This window comes from Cyanobium sp. L1E-Cus, from assembly GCF_024345755.1.
Taxonomy (GTDB): Bacteria; Cyanobacteriota; Cyanobacteriia; order PCC-6307; family Cyanobiaceae; genus Cyanobium_A; species Cyanobium_A usitatum.
In genome coordinates this window covers 34820-60132 of the sequence record NZ_JAGQBS010000005.1, presented here as the reverse complement: position 1 = coordinate 60132, position 25313 = coordinate 34820, and the positions used below count along the sequence as shown (strand labels likewise).

At 66.0% G+C, this 25313-nt stretch carries 30 protein-coding genes; 8 read left to right on the top strand and 22 right to left on the bottom strand.

The features are described from left to right. Positions 1-21 precede the first annotated feature (21 nt). Positions 22-576, top strand: a complete 555-nt coding sequence (gene gmk, locus KBZ22_RS06190) for a guanylate kinase (protein ID WP_255021433.1) — start codon at positions 22-24, stop codon at positions 574-576. Positions 577-668: 92 nt separating this feature from the next. On the opposite strand, the gene psaJ is transcribed toward gmk, so the two are convergent. Continuing rightward, entirely contained in the window at positions 669-785 is a 117-nt protein-coding gene (gene psaJ, locus KBZ22_RS06185; protein WP_254941322.1) for a photosystem I reaction center subunit IX, read from the bottom strand. 54 nt (positions 786-839) lie between these two features. Continuing rightward, positions 840-1334 (bottom strand): Photosystem I reaction center subunit III, encoded by a 495-nt coding sequence (locus tag KBZ22_RS06180; protein WP_254941330.1) that lies wholly within the window; start codon positions 1332-1334, stop codon positions 840-842. A 61-nt stretch (positions 1335-1395) separates the two neighbouring features. Here KBZ22_RS06180 and tsaD point away from each other — a divergent pair, with 61 nt between their 5' ends. Both tsaD and KBZ22_RS06170 read left to right on the top strand, forming a co-directional pair. Next, positions 1396-2475, top strand: coding sequence for a tRNA (adenosine(37)-N6)-threonylcarbamoyltransferase complex transferase subunit TsaD (gene tsaD / locus KBZ22_RS06175; RefSeq protein ID WP_255021432.1), 1080 nt, complete (start codon positions 1396-1398; stop codon positions 2473-2475). Between the two features lie 40 nt (positions 2476-2515). After that, positions 2516-2725 (top strand): chlorophyll a/b-binding protein, encoded by a 210-nt coding sequence (locus KBZ22_RS06170; RefSeq protein ID WP_255021431.1) that lies wholly within the window; start codon positions 2516-2518, stop codon positions 2723-2725. A 20-nt stretch (positions 2726-2745) separates the two neighbouring features. Here KBZ22_RS06170 and KBZ22_RS06165 read toward each other — a convergent pair whose 3' ends face one another. Continuing rightward, on the bottom strand, positions 2746-3942 hold the full coding sequence (locus KBZ22_RS06165) for a type IV pilus twitching motility protein PilT (protein ID WP_255021430.1): 1197 nt from the start codon (positions 3940-3942) through the stop codon (positions 2746-2748). Between the two features lie 105 nt (positions 3943-4047). On the opposite strand from KBZ22_RS06165, the gene wecB reads away from it, so the two are divergent. Continuing rightward, entirely contained in the window at positions 4048-5157 is a 1110-nt protein-coding gene (gene wecB / locus KBZ22_RS06160) for a non-hydrolyzing UDP-N-acetylglucosamine 2-epimerase (RefSeq protein ID WP_255021429.1), read from the top strand. Between the two features lie 22 nt (positions 5158-5179). Here wecB and KBZ22_RS06155 read toward each other — a convergent pair whose 3' ends face one another. Continuing rightward, positions 5180-6304 carry an efflux RND transporter periplasmic adaptor subunit gene (locus KBZ22_RS06155; RefSeq protein WP_396111756.1) on the bottom strand — a complete coding sequence of 375 codons (1125 nt, stop codon included), beginning with the start codon at positions 6302-6304 and terminating at the stop codon, positions 5180-5182. An 85-nt stretch (positions 6305-6389) separates the two neighbouring features. On the opposite strand from KBZ22_RS06155, the gene ychF reads away from it, so the two are divergent. Then, positions 6390-7481, top strand: a complete 1092-nt coding sequence (gene ychF, locus KBZ22_RS06150; RefSeq protein WP_254942497.1) for a redox-regulated ATPase YchF — start codon at positions 6390-6392, stop codon at positions 7479-7481. A 61-nt stretch (positions 7482-7542) separates the two neighbouring features. After that, complete coding sequence (locus tag KBZ22_RS06145; protein WP_255021428.1) at positions 7543-7752, top strand: hypothetical protein; 210 nt, start codon at positions 7543-7545, stop codon at positions 7750-7752. A 110-nt stretch (positions 7753-7862) separates the two neighbouring features. Here KBZ22_RS06145 and KBZ22_RS06140 read toward each other — a convergent pair whose 3' ends face one another. After that, complete coding sequence (locus KBZ22_RS06140) at positions 7863-9143, bottom strand: MFS transporter (protein ID WP_255021427.1); 1281 nt, start codon at positions 9141-9143, stop codon at positions 7863-7865. A 71-nt stretch (positions 9144-9214) separates the two neighbouring features. Between KBZ22_RS06140 and KBZ22_RS06135 the strand changes: the two genes are divergently transcribed. Further along, entirely contained in the window at positions 9215-10813 is a 1599-nt protein-coding gene (locus tag KBZ22_RS06135; RefSeq protein WP_255021426.1) for an alpha/beta hydrolase, read from the top strand. Positions 10814-10816: 3 nt separating this feature from the next. Here KBZ22_RS06135 and KBZ22_RS06130 read toward each other — a convergent pair whose 3' ends face one another. The 17 genes from KBZ22_RS06130 to KBZ22_RS06050 form a co-directional block, all read right to left on the bottom strand. After that, entirely contained in the window at positions 10817-11983 is a 1167-nt protein-coding gene (locus tag KBZ22_RS06130; protein ID WP_255021425.1) for an ATP-binding protein, read from the bottom strand. Positions 11984-12106: 123 nt separating this feature from the next. Continuing rightward, a complete protein-coding gene (locus tag KBZ22_RS06125; RefSeq protein ID WP_255021424.1) occupies positions 12107-13138 on the bottom strand; it encodes an ABC transporter permease in 1032 nt (343 codons plus the stop codon). Continuing rightward, a complete protein-coding gene (locus KBZ22_RS06120; protein WP_255021423.1) occupies positions 13135-14757 on the bottom strand; it encodes an ABC transporter substrate-binding protein in 1623 nt (540 codons plus the stop codon). The genes KBZ22_RS06125 and KBZ22_RS06120 overlap by 4 nt, the downstream gene beginning before the upstream one ends. Positions 14758-14782: 25 nt before the next feature. Then, entirely contained in the window at positions 14783-15007 is a 225-nt protein-coding gene (locus KBZ22_RS06115) for a hypothetical protein (protein ID WP_254942491.1), read from the bottom strand. A 260-nt stretch (positions 15008-15267) separates the two neighbouring features. Beyond that, a complete protein-coding gene (locus KBZ22_RS06110; protein WP_255021422.1) occupies positions 15268-16581 on the bottom strand; it encodes a homoserine dehydrogenase in 1314 nt (437 codons plus the stop codon). A 48-nt stretch (positions 16582-16629) separates the two neighbouring features. Further along, a complete protein-coding gene (locus KBZ22_RS06105; RefSeq protein ID WP_254942489.1) occupies positions 16630-17061 on the bottom strand; it encodes a SufE family protein in 432 nt (143 codons plus the stop codon). Then, the gene (locus tag KBZ22_RS06100) at positions 17061-17516 is read right to left on the bottom strand and encodes a hypothetical protein (RefSeq protein WP_254942488.1); all 456 of its coding nucleotides are present in this window, start codon (positions 17514-17516) and stop codon (positions 17061-17063) included. The genes KBZ22_RS06105 and KBZ22_RS06100 overlap by 1 nt, the downstream gene beginning before the upstream one ends. Before the next feature lie 7 nt (positions 17517-17523). Further along, positions 17524-17700, bottom strand: coding sequence for a hypothetical protein (locus tag KBZ22_RS06095; RefSeq protein WP_255021421.1), 177 nt, complete (start codon positions 17698-17700; stop codon positions 17524-17526). Positions 17701-17814: 114 nt separating this feature from the next. Continuing rightward, positions 17815-18399, bottom strand: a complete 585-nt coding sequence (locus tag KBZ22_RS06090; protein ID WP_255021420.1) for a 5-formyltetrahydrofolate cyclo-ligase — start codon at positions 18397-18399, stop codon at positions 17815-17817. Next, positions 18396-18869: a crossover junction endodeoxyribonuclease RuvC gene (ruvC, locus tag KBZ22_RS06085; RefSeq protein ID WP_254935977.1), complete on the bottom strand. Its 474-nt coding sequence runs from the start codon at positions 18867-18869 to the stop codon at positions 18396-18398. The genes KBZ22_RS06090 and ruvC overlap by 4 nt, the downstream gene beginning before the upstream one ends. A 3-nt stretch (positions 18870-18872) precedes the next feature. Further along, a complete protein-coding gene (locus tag KBZ22_RS06080) occupies positions 18873-19664 on the bottom strand; it encodes a phosphatase PAP2 family protein (protein WP_255021419.1) in 792 nt (263 codons plus the stop codon). A gap of 56 nt (positions 19665-19720) precedes the next feature. Then, positions 19721-20344 (bottom strand): hypothetical protein, encoded by a 624-nt coding sequence (locus KBZ22_RS06075; protein WP_255021418.1) that lies wholly within the window; start codon positions 20342-20344, stop codon positions 19721-19723. Between the two features lie 8 nt (positions 20345-20352). Beyond that, a complete protein-coding gene (bchI, locus tag KBZ22_RS06070; protein ID WP_255021417.1) occupies positions 20353-21441 on the bottom strand; it encodes a magnesium chelatase ATPase subunit I in 1089 nt (362 codons plus the stop codon). Then, entirely contained in the window at positions 21438-22901 is a 1464-nt protein-coding gene (locus KBZ22_RS06065; protein ID WP_255021416.1) for a DUF3370 domain-containing protein, read from the bottom strand. Before KBZ22_RS06065 ends, bchI begins: the two co-directional genes overlap by 4 nt. Beyond that, the gene (locus KBZ22_RS06060) at positions 22898-23878 is read right to left on the bottom strand and encodes a serine hydrolase (RefSeq protein WP_255021506.1); all 981 of its coding nucleotides are present in this window, start codon (positions 23876-23878) and stop codon (positions 22898-22900) included. The genes KBZ22_RS06065 and KBZ22_RS06060 overlap by 4 nt, the downstream gene beginning before the upstream one ends. A 105-nt stretch (positions 23879-23983) precedes the next feature. Then, a complete protein-coding gene (locus KBZ22_RS06055) occupies positions 23984-24733 on the bottom strand; it encodes an RNA methyltransferase (protein ID WP_255021415.1) in 750 nt (249 codons plus the stop codon). Then, positions 24730-25116 (bottom strand): c-type cytochrome, encoded by a 387-nt coding sequence (locus KBZ22_RS06050; protein WP_396094758.1) that lies wholly within the window; start codon positions 25114-25116, stop codon positions 24730-24732. Before KBZ22_RS06050 ends, KBZ22_RS06055 begins: the two co-directional genes overlap by 4 nt. 75 nt (positions 25117-25191) lie before the next feature. Here KBZ22_RS06050 and petG point away from each other — a divergent pair, with 75 nt between their 5' ends. Continuing rightward, positions 25192-25302, top strand: coding sequence for a cytochrome b6-f complex subunit V (gene petG, locus KBZ22_RS06045; RefSeq protein WP_094559756.1), 111 nt, complete (start codon positions 25192-25194; stop codon positions 25300-25302). Positions 25303-25313: the final 11 nt, after the last annotated feature.

The window sequence follows — 25313 nt, the reverse complement described above, 5'->3', positions numbered from 1 at the left end:
AGGCCAGAGCTGTCGCCCGCCATGAGCGCCTTGCCCGGCCGTCTCACCTTGATCACTGGCCCTAGTGGAGTAGGCAAGGGCACCTTGGTGCAGCGACTGCTGCTACTTCATCCGGAGATCTGGCTATCGATCTCAGCCACCACCCGTGCCCCCCGCACCGGTGAGCTGGATGGCCAGCACTACTTTTTCCTGACTCGCGACGCCTTTGAAGGCCAGGTGGCTGAGGGCGGGTTTTTGGAGTGGGCCGAATTTGCCGGCAACCTTTACGGCACCCCCCGCCAACCGGTGCAGGCCCAGCTAGCTGCAGGCAGGCCCGTGCTGCTTGAGATCGAGCTGGAGGGGGCACGCCAGGTGCGCCAAAGCTTTGCCGAGGCTTTCCAGATTTTTGTTGAGCCCCCCAGTTTTGAGGAGCTTGAGCGGCGTATCCGCGGCCGCGGCACCGACAGCGAGGAGGCGATTGGCCGGCGGCTGGAGCGGGCCAAGGTGGAGCTGGCTGCGGCGCCGGAATTTGACGCGGTGCTTGTCAACGGCGAACTGGAGCTGGCCCTAGCTGAGTTGGAGCAGCTGCTGGGCTAGGGCGGCTAGGCACGGGCAAAAAAAAAGCGGCCCCGGGGGGCCGCGGCTTATCAGAATTGACTGATCAGACCCCTCTGATCAGAGGGGTCTGATCAGAGGGGATGGAACAGCAAGTCGGGGAAGAAGCGATTGAATTCGATCAGAATTCCTGCCGTGGCTGTGAACCAGATGGCAGCAAACACCGGAGCGGTGGTGAGGAACTTTTTCATGGTTAGAGGAGGGGTGAAGTCGGGATCCGGTCGCGCTCAGATCGGGGAAACCGCTCAGCGAGGGGAAACCGTGACCTTGTCGTCGGATTCGAGCAGCTTGCCGCTGGTGAGCTCGCCGAAGGCGGCCAGGGGCCAGGTCGCGGCTGCCAGGGTGCTCTTGAATGCCAGGGGCAGATCGATCTGGATCTCCTTCATGGCGGCATCCTTGTCACCGCGGATGGCGCGCAGATAGTTGCGACCAGCCCAGCCAATGCAGCCAGCGATGTAGAGGAAGGCAATGCCAGGGATCATGAAATCACCGGCATGGTTCCAGCGACCATCCACGATCAGGTGGGGCAGGCCATCGGCACCACATACGGCCTGGCTGTACATCGCGAAGCGCGCCTTGGCCTGATCGGTTTTGGCGGTAGCAGCGCGCTGCTGGAAGCGGGCGCTCTCGGAGCAGGGGGTCAGTCCTGCCACGTCGGCTTTGGCCGCAGGGGCGAAGCCGAGCAACAGGAAGGCGGAGAGCAGAACCGCGAAGAGTCGGCGGGAGAAAAGACGGCGCATCGGACGCAAGGCCGCGGGGCAGGATGACACTTCTGGACAGTACGGGAGCTGTAGAAGTCCAATGCCATTGGTTCTGGCCCTCGAAACAAGTTGTGACGAGTCGGCGGCAGCGATTGTGCGTGATCAGACGGTGCTCGCCAGTGCCGTCGCCTCCCAGGTGGAGGAGCACGCCCGCTGGGGTGGCGTGGTGCCGGAAATCGCCTCGCGGCGTCACGTCGAGGCCCTGCCCCAGCTGATTGAGCAGGTGTGCCGCGACAGCGGCGTGACCATGGCGGAGCTTGATGGCATCGCCGCCACCGCCGCGCCGGGCCTGGTGGGGGCCCTGCTGGTGGCCTCGGTCACGGGCCGCACCCTGGCGAGGCTGCATGGCAAGCCCTTTGTGGCTGTTCATCACCTGGAAGGTCATCTCTGCTCGGTGCAGCTGGGCGAGCCCCTGCCCCCCGGTCCCTACCTGGTGCTGCTGGTCAGCGGCGGCCATACCGAGTTGTTGCGGGTTGACGGGCCAGGTCGCTACGTCCGCTTGGGCCGCAGCCACGACGATGCCGCCGGCGAAGCCTTCGACAAGGTCTCCCGCCTGCTCGGGCTCGGATACCCGGGTGGTCCGGCGATTGAGGAGGCTGGGCAAAACGGCGACCCCCTTCGCTTTGCCTTGCCCAAGGGCCGGGTGTCGCGGCCGGAGGGCGGCTTTTATCCCTACGACTTCAGTTTCAGCGGCCTCAAGACAGCGATGCTGCGCCAGGTGCGCGCTTTGGAGGCTGAGCATCAGGCTGAGCACCGGGCAGGCAGCGAGCCGTTGCCGCTGGCTGATCTAGCGGCCAGCTTTGAGCAGGTGGTGGCTCAGGTGTTGGTGGAGCGCAGTTGCCGCTGCGCCCGTGAGCAGGGCCTGGGCACGCTGGTGCTGGTGGGTGGCGTGGCCGCCAATCGGCGGCTGCGGCAGCTGTTGGAGCAGCGCTGCGGGCTCGATGGCCTGGCTTGGCGGGTGGCTCCGCTTGCCTACTGCACCGATAACGCCGCCATGATCGGGGTGGCTGGGGCCCAGCGCCTGGCCGGCGGACAGAGCAGCTGCTTTGACCTGGGCGTGGCTGCCCGGCTGCCCCTGGAGCAAGCCGGCTTGCTTTACGAATCACAACCGTGCTTTTAATTGTCGTAAACTGAAATCCATACGGTATTGGTGCGGCCCAATGACCACCCTCAACCGCGAGCACGAGCTGCAAGCCACCGTCGATATTGAGCCGTTGTCAGACGGGTTTGAGCCGGTGAGTGCCACTGAGCTCAATTCCTGGCGCCGCGGTTTCACCCCCCAAGCCGAGATCTGGAACGGCCGGCTGGCAATGGTGGGTCTGTCGGTGGGCTTATCGGTGCTGCTAATGGCCCGCCTGGCCAGCCACTAAAAAACCTTTGCAGCACTGACTCAGGTGCGACCGCGTAGCGCTTGAGCCAGCTCGTTGGGCTTGAGGCTTTGGGCTATCGCATCCTCTGGGGTAACCCGGTGGGCTTCTACCAACTGCTGCAACGACTGATTTGCGGTTTGCATGCCATCGAAAGTGCTGCGCTTCATGATCTCCTCTATCTCATCGAGTTCACCTCGCTGGATGTAGTCCTTGCAGGCGTCGGTATTGATCAAAATGTCGTGATAAGCGGCCCGTTTGCCGTCGGTTGTTTTAAGGAGTCCTTGGGCTATCACGCCGAGCAGTGATTCTGAAACCGCACGCCGAACACTGTCCTGTTCACTAGGGGGATACATGCCCAGCACCCGTTCTACGGTTTTGACGGCGGAGTTTGTGTGCAAGGTGCCAAATACCAAGTGGCCTGTCTGGGAGGCCTCGATGGCTGTGGCCAGGGTCTCTTGATCACGTATTTCCCCAATCAGGATTACATCGGGGTCCTCTCGAAGGGCTGCCCGCAGGGCGTTGTGGAACACCTTGGTGTGCTGACCAACCTCCCGGTGTCGAATCAAAGATTGGCGACTTTCATGTACGAATTCGACCGGATCTTCGATGGTGAGAATATGGCGGCACATGTTGCGATTGATCCAGTCGATCATCGCGGCAAGGGTGGTGCTCTTGCCGGAGCCGGTGGGGCCCGTAACCAGGATCATTCCCTTGGGCCGTGCCGCGAGCTCCTTGAGCACTGGCGGCAGGTTTAGATCTTCCATGGTGGCGATCTTTTGGGGGATCAGCCGCAGCACCATCGCCGGACCCCGCAACGAATCCAACAGGTTGATGCGCACTCGCACAAAGGAAAAGGCGTGGGAGCCGTCGAATTCCTTGTCGCGTTGGAAGGCGTCGATTTCAACGGGGCTGAGCATCTCTCTCATCCAGCCGCTGAAGGTGGCCGCATCAGTCACGGGCCAACCGGTGCCAGCCATCTCCCCCCGGGCCCGGAAGCGGGGTTCCTCTCCAACTCCCAAGTGCACGTCGGAGTAGCCCCTTTCGTTGGCGATGCGCACGATGCCTTCGAGGCTGTCGGGCTGGCTGCCGTTATCTACCCGGCTGGGGGCAGTTCCAATGTCTGGGGTGGGGGCAGGGGGCGCCGCAGCTGGCGGTGCTGCGGCTGGGGGGAAAGGTGACGGGGGAAGGGGAGAGGGAGGAAAGGGTGAAGTCGTCATCTGCGGTCACCGATATTTGCCCAGCTTCGCTGCTGCTGCGGCTTCTGTCAGCACCGGACCCTTTGCTGACGACCTTCGTAGGATCAAACGGTCTGCAGCGCTTCGGTGTCCAAGCCCCTTGTCACGATCGTGCTGGGCACCCGTCCGGAGGCCATCAAGCTGGCTCCGGTGATCAGGGCCTTTCAGCAGGCCGACGATTTCCGCACTCGGGTTGTGCTCACCGGCCAGCACCGCGAGATGGTGAGCCAGGTGATGGGCTTGTTTGGCCTGACGGCCGACCACGACCTGGCCCTGATGGCCCCCAAGCAGACCCTCACCCACATCACCTGCGGCGCGCTGCAGGGGCTGAAGCAGGAATTTGGCGACCATCGGCCCGATCTGGTGCTGGTGCAGGGAGATACCACCACCGCCTTTGCCTCGGCCCTAGCGGCCTTCTACGAGCAGATCCCGGTGGGCCATGTGGAGGCCGGGCTGCGCACCGACAACCTGCTCGATCCTTTCCCGGAGGAGGCCAACCGGCGCCTGATCTCCCAGCTGGCCCAGCTGCACTTCGCCCCCACGGCCCTCTCGGCTGCTAATTGCCGGGCCTCAGGGGTGGTGGGCACGGTGCTGACCACCGGCAACACGGTGATCGATGCCCTGCTGTTGATGGCCGAGCAGGCGCCTCCGTACACCCTGCCCGGCCTCGATTTTGAGAAGCAGCGGGTGATCCTGGCCACGGTGCACCGGCGTGAAAACTGGGGAGAGCGCCTACAGGACATAGGCCGCGGCTTCCGTGAGCTGCTCGAGCGCTATCCCGATACCGCTCTGCTGCTGCCCTTGCATCGCAATCCCACCGTGCGAGAGCCCCTGCAGGCCCTGCTCGGCGACCACCCCCGCGCCTTTCTGGTGGAACCCCTCGATTACGACCAGCTGGTGGCGGCGATGCGCGGCGCCACCTTGGTGCTGAGCGATTCGGGTGGTCTGCAGGAGGAGGCGCCATCGCTGGGTAAGCCGGTGCTGGTGCTGCGCCGCACCACGGAGCGCCCTGAGGCTGTGGAGGCGGGCACGGCCAAGCTGATCGGCACCGACAGCGCCGACATCGTGGCCGAGGCCAGCCACCTGCTGGATGATCCGGCCGCCTACGAGGCCATGGCCCGGGCCCACAATCCCTTTGGCGACGGCCAGGCTTCAGGTCGGATCGTGGAGGCTGCCCGCACTTTCCTGGCTGCCTGAGGGTTCTCCTCAGGCACCCATTTCATTTGCGTTTCTGGGCCCAGGGCGGCAGGTCGATGAACACCCGGGTGCCGCTTTTGAGCCCGGAGAGGATTTGGGTGTCCTTGCCGCTGCTGATGCCGAGCTCCACCGGCTGGAAGGTGGGCTGGTTTTTCTTGCCCACCAGCAGAACGCCCGGCCGCCCCGCCTCGGTGACGATCGCCACGGTGGGCACCAGGGTGTCGGCCTGCACCTGACCTGTCTGGAAGCCGACGTCGGCGGTCATGCCGATGCGTAGCTGGGGGGGCTCGCCAACTAAGCGCAACACCACATCGAAGGAGGTGACGTTGTTGATCTTCACGGCCCGGGGGGTGACGCGCTTGACCCGTGCTTCAAAGCTTTTATCGGGAAAGGCATCCACCCGCACCGTGGCGCTCTGGCCCAGCTGCACACGGCCAATGTCGCTTTCCGGCACCTTGGCCACCACCTCCAGGCCCTGGGCTAGCTCCACAATCGAGGAGCTGGTGGCGCCGGCGGTGGCCGAGGCGGTGGTGGTGGGTGTCACAAAGGCGCCAGGATCGGCGAAGCGCTGGGTCACCACCCCATCGAACGGCGCCCGCACCACGAGGTCGGCTTGCTCTACCTGGCGCGCCTGCAGCCGTTGGCGGCTGGCCTGCATGGCCGCCTGGTCCACCAGGAAGGTGCTGCGCACGCTGTTGAAGTCACTGAGGCTGATGGCGTTTTGACGGTAGAGGCTCTCGTTGCGCTCCAGCTCGCTGCGGCTGCGGGCCAGCTGGGCCTGGGCTGAGCGCAACTGGGCCCGCAGCTCGGCGAGCCGCTCGTCGAGGTCGCCTTGATCCATGCGAGCTAGGGCCTGGCCGCGGTCCACCGGGTTGCCCTCCTCCACGTAGAGCTCCTCGATCACCCCCTGCCGTTTGGGGCTGACGTTCACGCGCTTTTCGGCCTCGAGTTCGCCGCTGGCACTCACCACCCCTGGCAGGTTGCCCGCAGCTGCAACAACGGTGTACGGCTCGAGATTGGCCCGGTTGGTGCCGCGCTGCCGCTGCACGAGGCCTATGCCAGCTACGAGTACAAGCCCTGCGGCGGCTGCGGCCCAAAGGCGCCGCCGCTGCCAGGGCCGGCGCGGCGAGCTGGAAATCACCGGCACTGCAGTGGGGGTGGAAATTGGGCTGGGGGCAGAGACTTCTATTTTCGCTGCTGGCGCCTCGACCTGCGGCCCGTAGATTTCAGCCATGCTTAAAGCCGGAATCGTCGGTCTGCCCAACGTTGGCAAATCGACCCTGTTCAATGCCCTGGTCGCCAACGCCCAGGCCGAAGCCGCCAACTACCCGTTCTGCACGATTGAGCCGAATTCGGGTGTGGTCTCCGTGCCAGACCCCAGGCTCGATCAGCTGGCTGCCCTCAGCTCCAGCAAGGAGATCATTGCCACCCGGGTGGAGTTTGTCGATATCGCCGGGCTGGTGAAGGGGGCCAGCCAGGGAGAGGGTCTTGGCAACAAGTTTCTGGCCAACATCCGCGAGGTGGACGCAATCGTCCACGTGGTGCGCTGCTTCGAAAACGACGACGTGATCCATGTGAGTGGCTCGGTGGGGCCGGCCCGCGATGCCGAGGTGATCAATCTCGAGCTGGGCCTGGCCGATCTTTCCCAGGTGGAGAAGCGACGCGAGCGGCTCAAAAAGCAGGTGCGCACCAGCAAGGAGGCCCAGCTTGAAGATGCCGCCCTTGAGCGCATCCAGGTGGAGCTGGAGGCCGGCGGTGCGGCCCGCAATGTGGCCCTTAGCGATGAGGAGGCCCCGCTGCTCAAGCCCCTGGGGCTGCTCACCGCCAAGCCGATCATTTATGCCACCAACGTCAGCGAAGACGATCTGGCCAGCGGCAACGCCTACTGCGAGGAGGTGGCAGCGCTGGCCCTTAAGGAAGGGGCGGGCACGGTGCGCATCTCAGCCCAGGTGGAGGCTGAACTAATCGAACTGCCAGAGGAGGATCGCACCGAATTCCTGGCGGGTCTCGGGGTAGGGGAGGGCGGCCTGCAGAGCTTGATCCGCGCCACCTACGACCTGCTGGGGCTGCGCACCTATTTCACTACCGGCGAGAAGGAAACCCGCGCCTGGACCATCCAGGCGGGCATGACCGCCCCCCAGGCCGCTGGCGTGATTCACACCGACTTCGAGCGCGGCTTCATCCGCGCCCAAACCATCGGCTACAAGCAGCTCCTCGAGGCGGGCTCGCTGGTGGAAGCTCGCACCAAGGGCTGGCTGCGGGCTGAGGGCAAGGAATATGTGGTGGCTGAGGGCGACGTGATGGAGTTTCTGTTCAACGTGTGAGCTTGGGGGCATTTCACCGAGCCTGAACCTGCTTCAGAATGGATTTGCTGAGAGATAAGCCATGACTACCCCCCAACCAACTAACCCTCAGCCGGAAGAAGCCGTGGATGTTGGACATCCCCACGATTTTGACGTGCAGAAGGAGCTGCACCAGAAGATCCGCAACGATCCCGACTACGACGACTGGGAATACGGAACCGAGCCCCTACCCCACGAGGCCTGGGTGGCTAAGAAGGCAACCGCTCGCGAAGAACCGCCGGCCTCAGCTTGAAGCTCGGCTCCTCCTCTTAATCAGTACAACTCGTACAACTTTCACAGCCTGTACGGATTTCGGACTGGGTTTCAGATTTCGGACGGGGTTTCAGATTTTGGACATGTGTTTCAGCTCACCCCGTCAGATCCAAAATCCGCAGCTGGCCTCGGCCTGAGCCGCTTCACCAGGTTGAGGCCAGCCAGGCATAGCAGGGTCATGCCGATCCAGAAGCCACCGGCGTGTCTTTGGGCATCGAGGGCTAAGCCGGCCAGCAGTGGCGCCCCTAGAGCGCTCAGGGCAAAACATTGGGAAAAAAGAGCCATGGCCAAGCCTTGGTGCTCCCTGGGGCTGAGCTCGATCACCGCTGCGGTGGCAATCGGCAGGAAAGCAGCTGCCCCAAGGGCCAGGGGCAGCTGGGCCAGCAGCACCAGCCAAAGCCCCTGGCTGCTTAGGGCTGAAAAGGCCAGCAGCACCGTGCCCATGGCAAAGCAGGCCAGGCTCAGCCCCAGCCCCTGCGCTATCGGACGCTTGGCCAGGGCCTGACCCACCGGCCACTGGATCAGCACCAGCACGCCCAGCTGCAGACCAACCAGCAGTGCCCCCAGGCTTTCGGGCATGGCAGCCCGCTCCAGGCCGCCGCGCACCAGGTCCAGGGGCAGGGCGCTCTGCATCAGTGCCGGCAGCGAGGTGGCCAGCAGGCTGATCGCTAGTAGCGGCAGCAGTGGCGGCAACCATTGGCGCCAGGGGGTGTGGTCGGCTGGATCGAAGCTGGTAGGGATAGTCCGCTGCAGGGGCTGCCTGAGCAGCAGCACTACCACCACCAGCAGACAGATGATGTCGATCAGGTAGATGCCCCGCAGCCGGCCGGCTGCGGCCAGCAGCGCCCCGAGCAGGGCTCCAGCCGCAATCCCAGCCGCATCGGCGCTGCGTACCAATGCATAGCCCCGGGCGGTGGGAATCGGGGCAGGCCCCATGCGGCAGCCCAGGGGTACCGCCAGCTCAACCGCCGGCCAGTAGAGCCCGGCAGCGATGCCGATCAGCAATTGCCCCTGCACGTAGCCAGGGAAGCTGGCCGTGCCAAACAGCCGCAGATCCCCCAGCAGGGCTGCCAGGGCGGCCAGTAGCACCGGTATCGAGCAGGCCAGCCCCCGATCCAGCAGCATGCCGCTCAAGAAACGACCCGCCGTGCCCGCCAGCGCCGCCAGCGCCAAGCCTTGGGTCACCGACTGGGCGCTGAAGGCCGCCTGGTGGAACACGATCGGCGTTAGGTACAGCACCCCGCCGGCTCCAAACGAAGCCACCAGTCGGACTAGGGCCACCTGGCGCAGTGCCGCCGGAAACTGGCCCAGCCAGCCGGACCGTGCCGGACTGGCGGACCGCGGCGCACTGGCGGAACGGAAGGGGCGCAAACGGGCCGTTAGCTAAGTGAGGGGAGTCTGGCGCCCTGGCGCGGGAGAATAAGAACTCCTCGCCTTTGGCCTTGGCTCGCCGTTCGTTACGCCTTTGGTGTTGCTTTACCGGAGCTCTGGCCATGGGCTGCATGCCGGCTCGGGCTGCCGAAGAGTTGGTGCTGCAACTCGATGGCCTGGCGCTGCCCATCGACCTGGCGGCCCTGGAGTCCTGGACTCGCCAGCCCGAGCAGGAAGGGAATGGCCTGCAAGCGTGGCTCATGCTGCTGGATTCCCAGAGTCGCCGCGACCTGGTCCGCTTGCTGCAGGCGCCGCTGCTGCGGGATCGCAGCTTTGGGCTGCAGCTGCTCAACAGCTGGACCGGTGAGCAGATGCTTAAAGAAGCCGGCAGCCTGCTCACCACCGGTGCTGATGACCGCAGTACGGCACCGCTGCTGCTCAGCAGCCTGCGTCAGTTGCTGGAGCGGCAGAGCAGCGTCTCCGCCCTGGAGCTGCTGCGGGCCCTGCCTGTGGCCAGCGTCACCCTGCGCCTCGATGGGGCGCTTCAGCTGGCTGGACAGTGGCGCAGCCAGCTGAAGCGGCAAAACACTGCCCTCCAGCGGTTGCGCCAGCTGTCCCTGCCCCGGCGTAGCTCCAGTCCTTTGGGGTTTACGAGCGCCGTGCGGCGCCAGCCCCAGCGCCTGCAGTTGCCGGTGCCCCATCGGGTGGCGTCCCTGCCTCTGGAGCTATGGCCTGCCCAGCAGGCCCGCCGTGGCCCTTGGCTACTGCTGATGCCGGGCCTGGGCGGCAGCGCCGACCAGCTCAGCTGGTTGGCGGCGGCTCTTGCCGACCAGGGTTGGCCCGTCTTGGTGGTGGTCCATCCCGGCAGCGACCAGCAGGCACTGCAGGCGTCGCTGCTTGGTGATGCCCCACCGCCCGGGGCCGAAACCCTGCCCCAGCGCCTGGCAGATCTGCAGGCCGTGCTTGAGGCCCAGCGGGAGGGTCAGCTGCCTGCTTTGGGCCCGGCGCCTGCGGGGGAGCAGGGAGTGGTGCTGGGGGGGCACTCGCTTGGTGGCCTGGCTGCGCTGATGGGGGCTGGCCTGGTGCCGGAGCGGGGACTTGGTCGCCGTTGTGAGCTGGCCCTGGCGTCCTTGCCGCTCACCAACCTGTCGCGGCTGCTCCAGTGCCAGCTGCCTCGGATCACCGGTGATGGCGACGCCAGCGCAGGCCCCTTGCGGTCCCAGGCCACGCCCTTGCTGGGAGTGGTTGCCTTCAATGGTTTCGGAAGCCTGCTTTGGCCCCACCGCGGCCTGCAAGACCTCAACGTGCCGGTGCTGCTGGTGGGCGGCAGTCTCGATCTGGTGACGCCTCCGGTGCAGGAGCAGCTGGCCGTGTTTGCTGGAGCTACCCATCCCCACAGCCGGCTGGTGCTGGTGGAGGGGGCCAGCCATTTCTCACCGGTGCGTATCGACAACCGGGGGGAAGCGTTGTTTCGACTCGGTGAGGAGCTGGTGGGCATCGAGCCCCTGAAGGTGCAGGCGCTGCTGCTCAACGTCACCAGCGAATTTCTGCAAGGCATTGAGCACCCATTGCTGCTTTCCCCCCAGCGGCGCGAACAGGACGGCGTCCGGGCCTATGTGCTCGATCGCCACCAGGCTCGCCGCTGGCAGGGGTTGCTGCCGCCAGAGTGAGCTTCAGCGGCTGGCCTGCAGCAAGGTGCAGAGCTGGCTGGGGTTGATCCTCTCGATTCCATCGCCGATGCCGTATTGCTCGTCACCGGCGTAAACCAGGAAGCTCCGCTTCGGCTGCAGGTCGGCCCGGGCCTGATGGAACCCCTTGCCTGGTTTCGCGGCCAGGCCGCGTTTCACCTCGATCGCCCAGCGCTCGGGCCCAGGCAGATCCAGCACCAGGTCCATTTCAGCTCCGGCAGCGCTGCGGTAGAAGCAAGCCTGTGTGCGCTCGGGAGCGACGCTGAGCAGCTGCTCGATCACGAAGCCCTCCCAGCTGCCACCGGCCACCGGGTGGCCCAGGACCGCTTCCCGGTTGTCCAGGCCCAGCAGGGTGTGCAGCACGCCACTGTCCCGCACATACACCTTGGGTGATTTCACCAGCCGCTTGCCGGTGTTGCTTTGGAATGGTGGCAGACGTCGCACCAGCAGCAGGTCAACCAGCAGATCTAGGTAGCGAGCGGCCGTTTTGCCATCCACTCCAAGCCCCCGGCCCAGCTGGGCGGTGTTTTGGAGGCCTCCCTGGTCGTGGGCCAGCATGGTCCAGAAGCGCCGCAGGGTTTCCGCTGGGATCCGAGCACCGAGCTGGGGAATGTCCCGCTCTAGGTAGGTACGAATGAAGTTGCTGCGCCAGATCACGCTGCCGGGTTCATCACCGGCCAGAAAGCTCTCCGGAAAGCCGCCGCGAATCCACAGCAGCTCCTGCTGCGGTGCTCCCACCTCCAGCAGGTTGAAACCCTCCAGTTGCAGGTAGGCGATGCGTCCCGCCAGAGATTCGCTCGATTGGCGCAGCAGATCGAGGGAGGCGGAACCCAGCAGCAGAAAGCGATGGCTCCGCCTGCCGCTGCGGCGGCCCTGGTCGATAAGGCCCCGCAGCACGGCAAACAGCTCGGGCAGCCGTTGCACCTCATCCAGGATCACCAGCTTGTCGGCATGGCTGCTCAGATACAGCTCGGGGTCGCTCAGCCTGGCTCGATCGCCTGGCGATTCCAGATCGAGATAGAGACTCGTTTGATCAGCGGCGATCTGTTCCGCGAGCGTCGTTTTGCCCACCTGCCTGGGGCCCAGCAGAGCCACGGCGGGAAACTGATTCAGCCGCTCGCGCACCAAGGCCAGCTTCTGCCGCTGCAGCACAGGTTCCTCTGCTTTTCCACACTATTTATCCTTGCATTTCAGGAGCAAGGCTCCCGATTTGCAAGGATTTTGCAAGTTTAAGACTCAGGTTTAAGGCTCAGGGTTGAGCCTCAGAGACAAGCCTCAGAACTTGATGCGCGGATCGAGCACGGCCACCAGTAGATCCACCAGCACCGTCACCAGCACCACCAGGCCGGCCACCACCACCACGATGCCCTGCACCAGCGGGTAGTCGCGCTGGCCGATCGCTTCCTGCAGCCGGAAGGCGATGCCGGGCCAGGAGTAGGTGACCTCGATCAGCAGCGCTCCGCCGATCAGCGACGCCACCGTGATGCCCGTGATCGTGAGCACCGGCAGCAGGGCATTTGGCAGGGCGTGGCGCAGCACCACCCGGGCCTCGCCCAGGCCGCGGCTGCGGGCTGCTTCCACGTAATCGGAGCCGAGGCTGCGGCGCAGATTGAGTCGCAGCGAGTTGGCGAAGATACCGCTAAGCAATAGGCCCAGGGTGGCCGCTGGCAGCACCAGATGGCGCACACTCCCAAGCAGCTGCTGCCATTCGCCCGTGGCCAGGCCACTGCGCAGGCTGTCAAATAGGTAGAAGCCGCTGCCCTCGGGCGGCAGCAAGGTGGGCGGGAAGCGCCCCCCCACTGGCAGCCAGCCCAGCCACACCGCAAACACCAACTGCACAACCATTGCGGCCCAGAAGGGCGGTAGGGCATAGGTGCCGATTCCGTAGAGCCGGCCCGCTAGATCGAGCTTGCCTTCCGGGCGGGCAATGCCGGAAAAGCCCACCGCTAGACCCACAACGGCAGCCAGCAGCAGGGCTACCACCCCCAGTTCCAGGGAGGCCGGCAGGCTTTGTCGAATTACTTCCGTCACCGGTTCCTGGTTGGTGAGCGAGGTGCCCAGGTCGCCATGCAGCAATTTGCCCAGGAAGCTGCCGTATTGGTGCAGCAATGGTTGATCCAAGCCCAGCTGGGCCCGCAGCGCAGCGCGGGCGCTTTCGGGAGCGCGGGTGCCGAGCAGGGCGTCGATCGGATCCCCAGGCGCCAGCCGCAGCAGCAGAAAAACCAGGCTGGCGATCAGCCACAACATCAATGGCGCCAGCGCCAGTCGGGCGGCCAGGTAGCGCAAAAGGGCCCGGCGGCGGCTCATGGTTTGGTGCTCCCTTGGGGGGTCTGCTTACGGGTCAATTCCTGTAGCAATAGGCGGCCGGAGCCATCGAAACGGGGCTGGCTGATGCTGGGCTGGGCCCAGGCCCGCGGTGCCACCAGCCACACCGGTAGGTAGGGGTTGGCGGCTGCCGTTTGGCGCTGGATGCGGCGCAACAGGGCGGCGCGGGCGGGGCCGGCTACGGAAGCACTGCGCTCCAGGTCTTGTTGCAGGCCGGGTTTGGCCCAGAAACTGCCACTGGCGGCGCTGGCCCCCTTGAGACAGCGCTCCCCTTGGGCTTCCTCACAGCCCAGCAAGGGCACCAGGTAGTTGTCGGCATCGGGAAAGTCGCCCATCCACTCCAGCAGGATTAGCGGGAAGCTCCCTTCCCCAAGTTGGCGATAGGCGGTGGTGGCCTCCATGCCGGTCACCTCGAGCTCAACGCAATCGCCCAGATCTTCCTGCAGCTGGGCCTGCCAGGTGAGGGCAAACATCCGGTCGGCGGGGATGTTGGAGCGGAAGGTGAGCGGCAGGGCCAGTCGCTTGCCCTGGCAGTAACCGGCCTGGCGGTAGAGCTGGCGGGCCTTGGCTGGGTTGTAGCTGGGCCAGGCCTGGGGGTCGGAGCCCTTGAGGCTGGGGGGTACCAGATCGCGCAGGGGCGGCCGCAGGCCCAGGGTTACCCGGCGGCTGATGGTGTTGCGATCGAGGCTATAGGCCACTGCTTGGCGCAGCCGGGGATCGTTGAGGGGCGGCTGGTCGGTGAGCAGGGTGAGGTAGCCGATCTCCAGTGCCGGACCGCTGCCCACCTGCAGGCTGCCAGCTGCAGCCTGGCGTTGCAAGGCGGCCTGCTGGTCGATTTCGAGGCTGGTCGAGAGCAGCACATCCACCTCGCCGCTCTGTAGGGCGCCGTAGAGGGCGGTTGAATTACTGAGCGACACCAGGTCGATGCCGCCATTGGCGGGTTTGGCCCCCCAATACCCCGCAAACGGCTCTAGGCGTTGCTGCTGGCCTGTGAAGAAGCTGAGCCGGTAGGGCCCGGTGCCCACGAAGCGGTCATTGAGGAAGCGATCGCGATGGTTTTTGTAGGCGCTGGGGGAGAGGGGCGTCAGGTTGACGGCGCTGAGCAGCTCGGCCAGGGGGCTGAAGGGGCGCTTGAGCGTCAGCTCGATTGTGTAGGGCCCCACGGCCCGCGCGGCGCTTACCCGATCGCCCAGCAGGTAGCTGAGCTTGCCGATGGCTAGGAAGCGCTCCAGGCTGAACACCATGGCCGCGGCATTGAACGGCGTGCCGTCGTGAAAGCGCACGCCCTGGCGCAGCTGCACCTGGGCCTTGAGCCCGTCGGCACTCAGCTGGGGCAGCGCCACTGCCAGACGCGGCTCCAGCTGGCCAGCGGCATTGACCGCATAGAGCGGATCGCCGATCGCGCTCAGCAGCTGCATGGCGCCGAAGGTGTAGGCGCCGCCTGGATCAACCGTGTCGATGCGGTTTTTGCTGGCAACTACCAGCCGGTTGGCCGACGCCTCGTGCTTGGGCCGGCAGCCGGAGAGAGTCAGGCCAGCTGCCAGGCCGCTGGTCAGCAGGGCTGCTGCCAGGGTTTGCGTCAGCCGCGGAGCGCGGGGCAAGGGGCGGCCATCAAATCAACGCCATTCAAGACCGATGAGGCCAGGCAGGGCGCACCTGTTGCAGGGAAATTTCAAACACTTCCGATCCCTGGCGCGCCAGGGGCCAGCGGCGCAGCCAGCAGCGGTCGTGGTGGTCGTCGACGCCAATTACTTGGTAGAGCTGCTCATCGCTTTCAAGGTGCACGCAGGCGCCTTGGTGAAGGTTGAATGTGCTCGAGGCCTGGGCACTGGAGCAGGTGGGGCCGGTCATGGGGTTAGGTGCTAACTGATTGGTACTTGCTGGGCAGATGTTGCGGGGGACAGGGGCTGGACACTGTTCGTCTCGCTACAAACATCGGCCTGAGTGTGGGGATCTCGACAGGGCTTGCCGCAGCACTGGCCCCTTCAGATCAGACCCCGCTGGGGTCTTAATAATTAATTTCGATTTATGCCCCCACTGTGGCCTGCCGCTGGGCCCAGTGGCCAGTTGATGGCGATTTGGAGACCTGATGGAGTCAATCAGGCCCGCTGCTACAGGGTGCGCAGGCAGGCGGCCACGGCCTGAACATCTGTCAGGGCCTCGATTGCGGCTAGGGCCTGGCGGAAGTTGGCTTCGCAAACCTCGTGGGTGATCACCACGATTTCGGCGCCGCCGGCGCTCTGGGTTTCGAACTGCACTATCGATTGAATAGACACCCCCGCTTCGCCAAAGCAGGTGCCGATAGCACCGATCACGCCGGCCCGATCGCTGGTGCGCAGCCGCAAGTAGTTGCGGTGGCTGGTTACGGCACTCTCGACCAGCTGGCAGTCGCGCCAGCTGCCGGCGGCCAGCAGGGGATCGAGGGGCGCCTGAGTGCCCCTGCCGCCAGTGGCCTGGCGGATGCCGGCGATGTTGAGAATGTCGGCCACCACCGCCGATGCGGTGGGTCCTGCTCCAGCCCCGGGCCCGTAGAACATCACCTGGCCCACGGGGTCTCCCTCCACCAGGATCGCGTTGTTGACACCGTTCACCCCGGCCAGCGGATGGGCCTTGGGCAGCAGGGTGGGATGGACGCGCACATCGAGGAGCTGCACGGCTTGCTCACTTGGCATCGCCTGGGCCACGGCCAAAAGCTTCACCACATAGCCAAGCTGCTCGGCGTAGGCGATGTCGCGGGCATCGAGCTGGTCGATCCCCTCTATTGGGATGGCCTCGCGGGGCACCGGACCGCCGTAGGCCAGGCCCGCCAAAATTGCGATCTTGTCGGCTGCATCTCCCCCCTGCACATCAGCAGCGGGGTCGGCTTCGGCGTAGCCCAGCCGCTGGGCGTCGGCCAGCACGTCTGGGTAGGCGGCCCCCTCAGCCGCCATGCGGCTGAGGATGTAGTTGGTGGTGCCGTTGATGATGCCGCTCACCCGCTGGATCCGGTTGGCTCCCAGCGACTGCTTTAGGGGCTCGATGATCGGGATGCCGCCACCTACGGCGGCTTCGATCAGCACGTAGACCCCACTGCGGGCGGCGGCGGCGGCGATCTCCTCGCCATAACGCGCAATCACGGCCTTGTTGGCGGTTACTACCGGTTTGCCAGCTGCAATCGCCCGCAGGATCAGGGAGCGGGCCGGCTCCAGGCCACCCATCACCTCCACCACGATGTCGACCGCCGGGTCGTCGACCACGGCTTCTGGGTCGGTGCTTAGCAGTTCGGCTGCCAATTCCACCGTGCGAGGCCGGTTCAGGTCGCGCACGGCCACCCGCCGCAATTCGAGTTCGCCCACCAGCGGGTGGCGGCCGGCCGGGGTCGCCAGGATGGCTGCCACACCAGCCCCCACCGTGCCGAGCCCGAGCAAGCCGATGCCGATGGTCATTCGTTGGGGGGTATCAATTTGTCGATCCTAGAAATCAACTGGCTTGGCCTAGGTGGTGGCCGCCAAGGACTGGGCCTGGGCCTGCATCAGCCGCAGGATGTTGAGAAAGCCGTTGGCCCTTGAGGGAGTCAGGCTGGCCTGCAGGCCGGTGGCGGCGATGAAGGCCGGATCGATGGCGGTGGCCTGCTGCGGCGTCAGCCCTTCTAGCCCTTCAATCAGCAGGGCCAGCAGTCCCTTGGTGATGGCGGCGTCGGAGTCACCGCGCCAGTGCAGGGCGCCATCGACTAACTCCGCCACCACAAATACCTGCGAAACGCAGCCCTTCACCTTGAAGGCGTCGTGGCGAAATTCATCGGGCAGGGGCTCGAGCTTTTTGGCCAGCCAAAGCACGTATTCGTAGCGGCGGCGGGGATCGCTGGTGCTGGCGAGTCGCTCCACCATGCGGTCTAGGGCCGGACTGCCGCTGGGGGCAATGCTCATCAGCGCCGGCCGCCGCGGCGCCAGCTCAGGGCCCCAACCAGGGCGCCTGCTGCGCCGCTGAGGCCGAGCAGTGCCAGCTCTGTTCGGATTCCTTGCCCTGGTCGGGAGCTGTTGAAGCCCGTTGAAAGCGCCGGTGCTGCCCCTGGTAGCTCGAGATAGTCGCGGTGGCCTGGGCCGCGGTCTACTTGTAGCTCCCAGGCGGAGGTTGCATTGCTAGGCAGCTGGAAGCGGAGTTGACCACTGGCATCGGTGCGACCTACTTCGACCGGTTCACCGTTGGGCGGCACCAGCCGCACCACCGCACCATCGGCGGGTTCCCCATTGCCGAAACGGCTGTCGAGCACCAGTTGATCGGTGAGGCTGCTTATGCGCTCCAGGCTGCTTTCAATCGCGTGGCTATGGGCCGGGGCGGCGCTGGCAAGCAGCAGCAGGGCCGGAATTACACGCAGATTCATGGCTGAATCAGGAAGCTTGCCAACGACTATCGCTGCTTTTGCCGGCCTGCACCATCCGCACCATCGAGCTCACCATCATCGAGAGGGCATCGTGGCTTTGGCCGCGCTCCTGAAGTTCGGCAGCCAAGACCCTTTCTGGGACCGAGGCGTAGCCGCAGGGAGCAGTAAAAGCTTTGAGATCCAAGGCGTGGCCTGTTCTATGCGTTGATCCTGGCAAATAGCTGCTCGCAGTGCGTCCCGTGTAAAGGCATTGTCAAGAATGGTCCCGTCAAGAACAGTTTCCACAAGAACAGTTCCCTTAAGAAGGGAGCCCGAGGCCGTCTTCATCGATCCAGCCATGCAGGGGCACATCCCAGGGGTCGCGTGGCAGCCGCTCAACCCGGCAGCCCCGGGGCAGCACCGCCAGGGCCGGCACTTGGGCCCAGGTGGGCTCGGCCCGCAGCCGGTCGTACCAGCCGCCGCCGTAGCCCAGGCGGATGCCCGCCGCATCGCAGGCCAGGGCAGGAATCAACAGCAAGCCCAGCTGCTCCGCGGCTAGCGCGCCGTCGCCATGGGCTGCGGATCGGGCCGCTGGGGCGGGGATGCCGCAGCCATCGGGCTCCAGGGCGTCGCCGCTCCGCCAAGGGCGGTACACCAGCCGGGCCGCCGGATCGCCTGGGGCGGCGGTGATGGCCGGCAGGGCCAGCTGGTTGGGCAGTAGGGCCTGCAGCGAGCGCAGGTCGACTTCGCCGGCCAGGGGCCAGTAGAGGCCCAGATGGCGCCCGGGGGGCACCAGAGCAGGACAGTGCCGCCGGGCCTGGGCCTCGATGGCGGGCTGGGCCTCCGGCAGCAGGGCCAGGCGCCGGGCCCGGAATTGCTGGCGCAGGTTGGCTTTGGCACTCATCGCTGAAACCAGCCGGTGAGGGCCGCGGCGAGGGCGTCGGCGGCGTCATCGGGGCGGGGTGGGGTGTCGAGGTTGAGCTCCCGCATCACCGCCTCGAGCACGTCGTCCTTCTGGGCGTGGCCATGGCCGGTGAGGGCCAGCTTGATCTGCATCGGCGGAAACTCCACCACCGGCACCTTGAGCCGTGCCAGGGTCATCATCAGCACGCCGCGGGCCTGTACCACCGAGATCGTGGTGCTGGAGCGGTAGAAGAAAAACTTTTCCACCACCGCCAGCTGGGGCTGCCAGGTGCGGATCAGCACCCGCAGGTCGCGGGCGATCTCCACCATCCGTTCCCCATCGCTGCGTCCAGGATCGGTGCGGATGATGCCGCAGTCGAGCAGGTGCTGGGCGCCGCCGCGGTGCTCCTCTACCTCAATCATCCCGTAGCCGACGCGGGCCAGGCCGGGATCGATGCCGAGGATCCGCATGGTTCAGCGCAGCATCGGCGGCAGGGCCTTGGCTGGAACTGCCCGCAACAATTCGAGCTCCGCCCGTAGCGCCGGATCCTGCCGGAAGGCTCGCCACTGGGGACTGGCGATGATCTGAAGGGCGGCGTCGGCACCGAGGCGCTGGCCTGCCTCCACATCTGAGGGGTAATGCACGCCGCACAGCACCCGGTTGGCTCCACCCTGGCGGCCTACGTGATGCAGGCGCTCGCGACGCTCGGGAAGTAGGTCAGCGAGCAGCTCGGCTGTGCTGCGGAACCACACGGCGTGTCCAGAGGGAAAGGAGCCGGTGTTCTCCCTTGGCAGGCAGGGCTCGAGCCCAGGGTGGGCGATGTAAGGACGGATGCGGCCCTGTTGTTGCTTGATTCCCCGATAGGCGCTGTTCACCGGCGCCATGAACGCGTGAAGGCCGGCGCTGAGCATTGGCGTGGCCTTGCCGAGCTCAGTGCCCACAGCGCTGCTGAAGACATTGAGGTCGCGGTCTAGTAGCAGCCAGGTGGTGGCCACGATCTCGGGGCTTCGGAAGCGCTGCAGCCACTCCAGGATTGCCAGATCAGCGGCTTCCGCGGCACTGCCGGGCGCTGGAGGGAGGCCAGCGATTGCGGCCAGTCGGCGCTGGTCGAGTTTGAGCTCCGCTGCTGCCGGTTCGGCTTGGGCGGCCAGGCATGTTTGCTGCAGGGCTAGGGCGGCCAGCAGACCAGCTACCCACTGAGATCGCCGCAGGGTGGTGGAACGGTGTTTGGCACAGGTGGGCATGGCGGTGATCGTTGCTGACAATTGGGGGGAGGCAATATCTGAATCTGAGGATCTGAGGACTTCAGGGCCGGCGATAGTCAGCTCCGCGGTTGCCGACGAGGCTCAAGGAGTGGTTCACAGCGCTGCTGGCCATCTAGCAGCTGGGCCTGGCTGTAGGTCCGCACCTCGGGCTGCATTAGGGACGGCCGGTAGCGCAGCACAATCAGCTGGTCGAAGTCGTCGTCGGCGATCGGCGCCATCGCTGGCCAGCCCAGGCCTGCGGCGAGCTGCGGCAGGCGACGGTGTTCCCAGAACAGCACCACCTTGCCGCCGGCAACGCTCGGATCGGTGAGAATTTGGCGTCCTGACTGGAAAGAATCCTCGCGGGAGGCGAGGTCGATGGCGATGTCTACGCCGGTAGCAACCGCTAGAGGCACGGCCGTCTGGTAACTGCGGGCGTTCTTGCCGGAAATGGGATCGAGATAGAAGCTACGGATCTGGCTGGGGCGCCCAAAACATTGCGGCAGCAGCGAGGCCAGCGCATTAGCGCGCTCGAATCCCTGCGCCGAAAGGTTGTAATTGGACCCCCCATGACCTTTGTGGCCATGCCGCATCAGCACCACCAGCTCGGGCGTGGCCCGAGCGGAGGGGGCCAGTGGCATCAGGCCGAGACAGGCGCTGAAAAGCATCACCCGGCCGATGCAGTCAGCAGATGAGGCCATGGGGTGCTTCACCCCACCAACGCCAGCTCGAAGGCGCTGCGATCGCTGCTGTCGGACCGCTCGAACACCTTGCAGAACACCTTCACCACCCGGTCGCCGGAGTCGATCGTTTCCAGCGGGTCTTTGCGCAGGCGATGGCGCAGGCAGCAGGCCATGACGCGAGCCACGTCTTCTTCGCCCACTTCGGTGCGACCCTCGAAGGCGGCCAGGGCCCGTGCGGCTCGATTGGTGACGATGTCGCCGCGCAGGCCATCCACATCCAGCTCGCCGCACACCGCCGAGATGCGAATGCGTAGGTCAGCGTCGATCGCCACTTGATTCAGCAGCTTCTGCGCCGCAATCACCCGGTCCTGCAGGGCGTCCTGGGTGGTTTGAACGTCGTTGTTGAAGCCGTCTGGATCACTGTCGAAGGCGGTGCGCTGATCCACCACCTGCACCCGCAGCTCTGGATCGCGCACGGTGCGCACCTCCACGCTCATCCCGAAGCGATCGAGCAGCTGGGGCCGCAGCTCCCCCTCCTCGGGGTTGCCGGAGCCGATCAGCACGAAGCGGGCCGGGTGGCGCACGCTCACACCTTCGCGCTCCACCGTGTTCCAGCCGGAGGCGGCTGAATCCAGCAGCACGTCCACCAGGTGGTCGTCGAGCAGGTTCACCTCATCCACATAGAGCAGGCCGCGGTTGGCCTTGGCCAGCAGGCCGGGCTCAAAGGCCCGCACGCCTTCACTCAGGGCCTTTTCGATGTCGATCGTGCCGCAGAGGCGATCTTCCGTGGCGCCTAGGGGCAGGTCGACCATCGGCACCTGACGGGGCTCCACCGGTAGCTCCTCACCCTGCTCGGCGCGGGCGCGCACCTCCGTGCTCTGCAGGTCTGGGTCGAAGGGGGAGCTGTTGTACGGGTCGCCCGCCACCACATCGATTTCGGGCAGTAGGTCGGCCAGGGCCCGGATCGTGGTCGATTTGCCGGTGCCCCGGTCGCCCATGATCATCACGCCGCCAATGCGCGGATCGATCACGTTGAGCAGCAGGGCCAGCTTCATCTCCTCCTGCCCGACGATCGCGGTGAAGGGGAAGACCCTGCGCTTGCGAACTGGCGTCACGGACGGCTGGCTGGAGTTGATTCGGATTGTTTCACAGCTGGGTTCATAGCTGGATCTGGAAGCGGCAACAGGCTGAGCACCTGGGGCGGGGTGGCATCGGCCGGATAGATCAGCCGCACCTGCAGCTGGCGGCTGGCCCCTGGAGCCAGGCTGATGGTGCCAAAGGCGGGGCTGGGTTCACCAGCACGCTGCACCAGATGGAAGCTGCGCCGGCCAACGGGCCTGCTGCCCGCGCTGGCGCCATCAAGGCCCGTCACCTCCACCGTGCCGCGGAACATCACCGGCCGGCTGCCACTAGCGATGCCGCCAATGCTTTTGAAGCGCAAGCCACCAATGGCGGCATCGCCCTTGAGCGGCGATTCCAGGGCCAGCTGCAGGGTCACCGGCTTGGTCGTGTCGTTGCGCAGGGGGATGCTGAGGTCGTATTCGACGCCGTAGTTGCCGTGGGCGGCCCAGGCTGTGCCTGGGTAGAAGGCCTGCAGCTCGGCGGTTTGCACCTGGCCGCTGCCGAGAGTGCCGCGCTCCAGGCTGCTGATCGGCCAGGAGATCGGCGCCCGGCTCACGCTCAACCAATTTTTGCCCGGATCGCTGAGGCGGCTGCGCCAGGTGCTGCCCACCTGCACCCCACTCACCCGCGAATACACCATGCCCCCCTTGCTGCCCCGGGGAGTGGGGCTGTGCTCCCGGGGGCTGAGGTCTCCCTCCAGCAGGGCGGCCCAGCTGGAGGGGGCCGGCGGCTGATTGCCGCTGCCGAAGGCCGCCAGGGTGGCCAGGCTCACGGGGCCCGAGCTCTCCAGCCGCAGCTGCAGGTTGCGGCCGTTGAGCAGGGGATCGAGGCCCCGCACCGGCAGGGGCAGCACGATCAGGGTGGTAGGAGCGCCTGGGGTCAGGGTCCAGCTGGCGGGCAGCTCGGGGCTGCGCTGGCGGGCCAGCAATTCGGTGGCCACCCGGCTGCCGGGGCCAGCCCACACCGGCGTAGTGCCCTGAACCATCAGGGCTGGCAGGGGCAGGAAGGGGGCGCCGGCCTGGCCTGGATCCACCGCTTGAGAGAGGGCCGTTGAGCCAGCCAGCAGCTTCAGGGTTACGGGGCCGGGGCCGCGGGGAGCGGCCAGCACCGCCAGCCACAGGGTGGAGTCGAGGCTCTCCGGCTTGCCCGCATACACGTGATGGCTGAAGAGATCAAAGCGGCCGTTAAGCGCCACATCCAGGTGGGCTGCAGGCACGCCGCGGCCGGCGCCGGGGAAAGTGGAGAGCAGGATCCCGGGCGCGCGAATCAGCTCGGGGTTGTTGTCGTTTACCAGTAGCAGCCGATCCAGACCGCCGCTCAAGGGCGCCACGGTCTGGGGGCGTAGCAGCGGGGCCGCTGGGTTGGATTGGGTCTGGCTCAGGGCGGGGGCAGCCAGGCTGGTTAGCAGCAGCAGGGGCAGCCAGCTGGCCTGGAGCAGGGGAGGGCGGTTCATTTGCGGCCTACCAGGGTTTTTGCAACTTCAGCTGCCATGGCGCGGATCAGATCGGTGGAGCGGGGGTCGTTGAACGGACCTTTAACCATGAAGGCCGCCACGGCGCGCTGGCCGTTGGGGAGCTGGATCAGGGCCGCATCGGCGTAGGCAATGCCGATATCACCAGTTTTGTTGTAAACGGTGATGCCGAAACTGAGCAGCTCGCTGTCGGGGTCGGCGGCATCTTTACCGAGCCCCTGGAGTAAGCCCAGGGGAATCAGGGTGTTGGTGCGGGAGCTGCCCATGATTTCCCTAAACAGGTCCCGAGCCCGGGGACTCAGGCTTTCGCCGATATCCACCATGGCGATCGACTTGGCCAGGTCGCGGCTGCTGGTGGTGTTGGTGCCTTCGAGATCGGGCAGCCAGTTATTGACTGCCGTTGAGGGCAGGCCCATGGCGGTGAAACGCTCATTGAGGGTCGTTTTGCCGCCTAGACGCTTGATCAGCAGGTTGGTGGCGCTGTTGTCGCTCACCCGGATCATTTCGGTGGCTGCTTCAAAAAACGGGAAGCGGGTGCCCACCGGTTTGTTGGCCATCCAGCCGGCTCCGCCGCCCACCACCTCTTTGGTGAGGGGCAGGGGCTCGTTCCAGCGCAACTTGCCGTTGTCGAGGTCTTCCAGGCCTGCCAGCAGGATCGGCGTTTTGATTGAGCTGGCGGCCGGTAGGGGTAGGTCGGGCTGCAGCTGGGCAAAGCGGCCGTCGTCGAGCACCAGCAGGAAGGCGCTGGCGGTGAGACCTTTCTGGGCTGCTGCCAGCTCGCCCCAGCGCTTGCTCACCGCTGCCAGCTCTGTGCGGGCTTCGAACTGCCCCGGATCGAGGCCCTTGCTGTTGCGGGCTGCGCCGAGGTCGAGGCTGGGGGCCTTGCTGGCGCCTTGGGCCAGGCGGGGGGCCAGCAGCTTGAGGCTGGTGCCGGTGACCACGCCCAGACCGATTCCCATCACCACCAGGCGCAACACCAACCGGAAGGGGCCTCCCCAACGGTTCTTGGGGCTACGGGGCTGACGGCCAGCGGTCACGGGCCACTCCAACGAAGTGACCTGAAGTTAAGGGGTCTGACCAGGTTTGCTCCCGCGCTCACTGGCCCAGCGCAGCTGGCGCACCATGCCGCGCACTAGGGCCACCTCTTCAGTGGAGATTTGGGCCCGCTGTAGCAGCCCCCGCAGCTTGGCCATGCGGGCGTGGGCAGTGTGGGGATGGAGGAAGCCCACGTCGAGCAGCAGGGCCTCGGCATCGCCGAGCATCGCTTCGAGGGCCTGGCGGTCGCTTGGCTCCGGCAGGGCGCCAACCTCAGGGCTGCTTCCCAAGCCGCTCCCTAAGCAATGCCAGCTATGCAGCACCAGGGCTGCAGCGTGGGAGAGGTTGAGGGAGGCATAGGCGTCGCCGCTGCCCAGGGTGAGCAGCTGGCCTGCCTGGAGCAGCTCGTCGTTGCTGAGGCCCCGATCCTCCCGGCCGAACACCAGGGCGCAGGGGCCCCTGGCCTGGGACAGCCAGCGCAGGGCCGGCTCCGGTGCTTGCAGGGGTAGGGGCTCGCCGGACCGCCGGCCGCTGGTGGCCACCACCCGGCAGCAGTCGGCCAGTGCGTCGCTGAGACTGGGGAACAGGCGGGCTTGCTCCAGCAGCCAGCCGCCGTGTACGGCCATGCGCCGGGCCTCCTCGCCGAGGTGGTCGCAGCGGGGCGCCACCAGGCGCAGCTCACCGACGTCGAAGTTGGCGCAGAGGCGAGCGACGCTGCCGACGTTGAGCGGCCCGGAGGGTTCCACCAGCACCACGGCCAGCTGGGCGGCGCCGCTCACACAAGACCGTTCAGATAGGCCAGCAGGTCCGCCATGGCCTGGGGTTCCGGTTGGAAGCGGGGCATCGGCGGCGTGCGGCCACTCACCACCTGCTGGATCAGCTGGCGGGAGCTCTTGCGGGCGGCGACCCCGTGGAGATTGGGGCCCACCAGGCCTTGGGCGGCGATGCCGTGGCAGCCGGCGCAATTGAGCCGAAACAGCCGGCCGCCTTTCTCGCTGGAGCCGCTGAGCTCAAGGGTCTGACGGCTGTAGGGATCGGCCTGGGCTGCAGGCAGCACCAGCAACACCGCCACGATGCAGGCCGCGGCCGCCATGCCCACAAGGGCAGCGATTAGGCCGCGGCGCCCTTTAGCGGCATCTGGGTTTAGGGGTTGGCCGGTCACAGTTGGTGCGGGGCGCTCGCGGTGTGGGGGATGGGCGTGGAACAATTGTGCCCTGAACGCCTTGTCAGTGCTCCCATGATCGAACCCCTGCTCTGCGGCATCGTGCTCGGTCTGATCCCCGTGACCCTGGCTGGTTTGTTTGTAGCTGCCTGGAACCAGTATCGCCGTGGCACCCTGCTCGACTGAGCTTTTGTCTG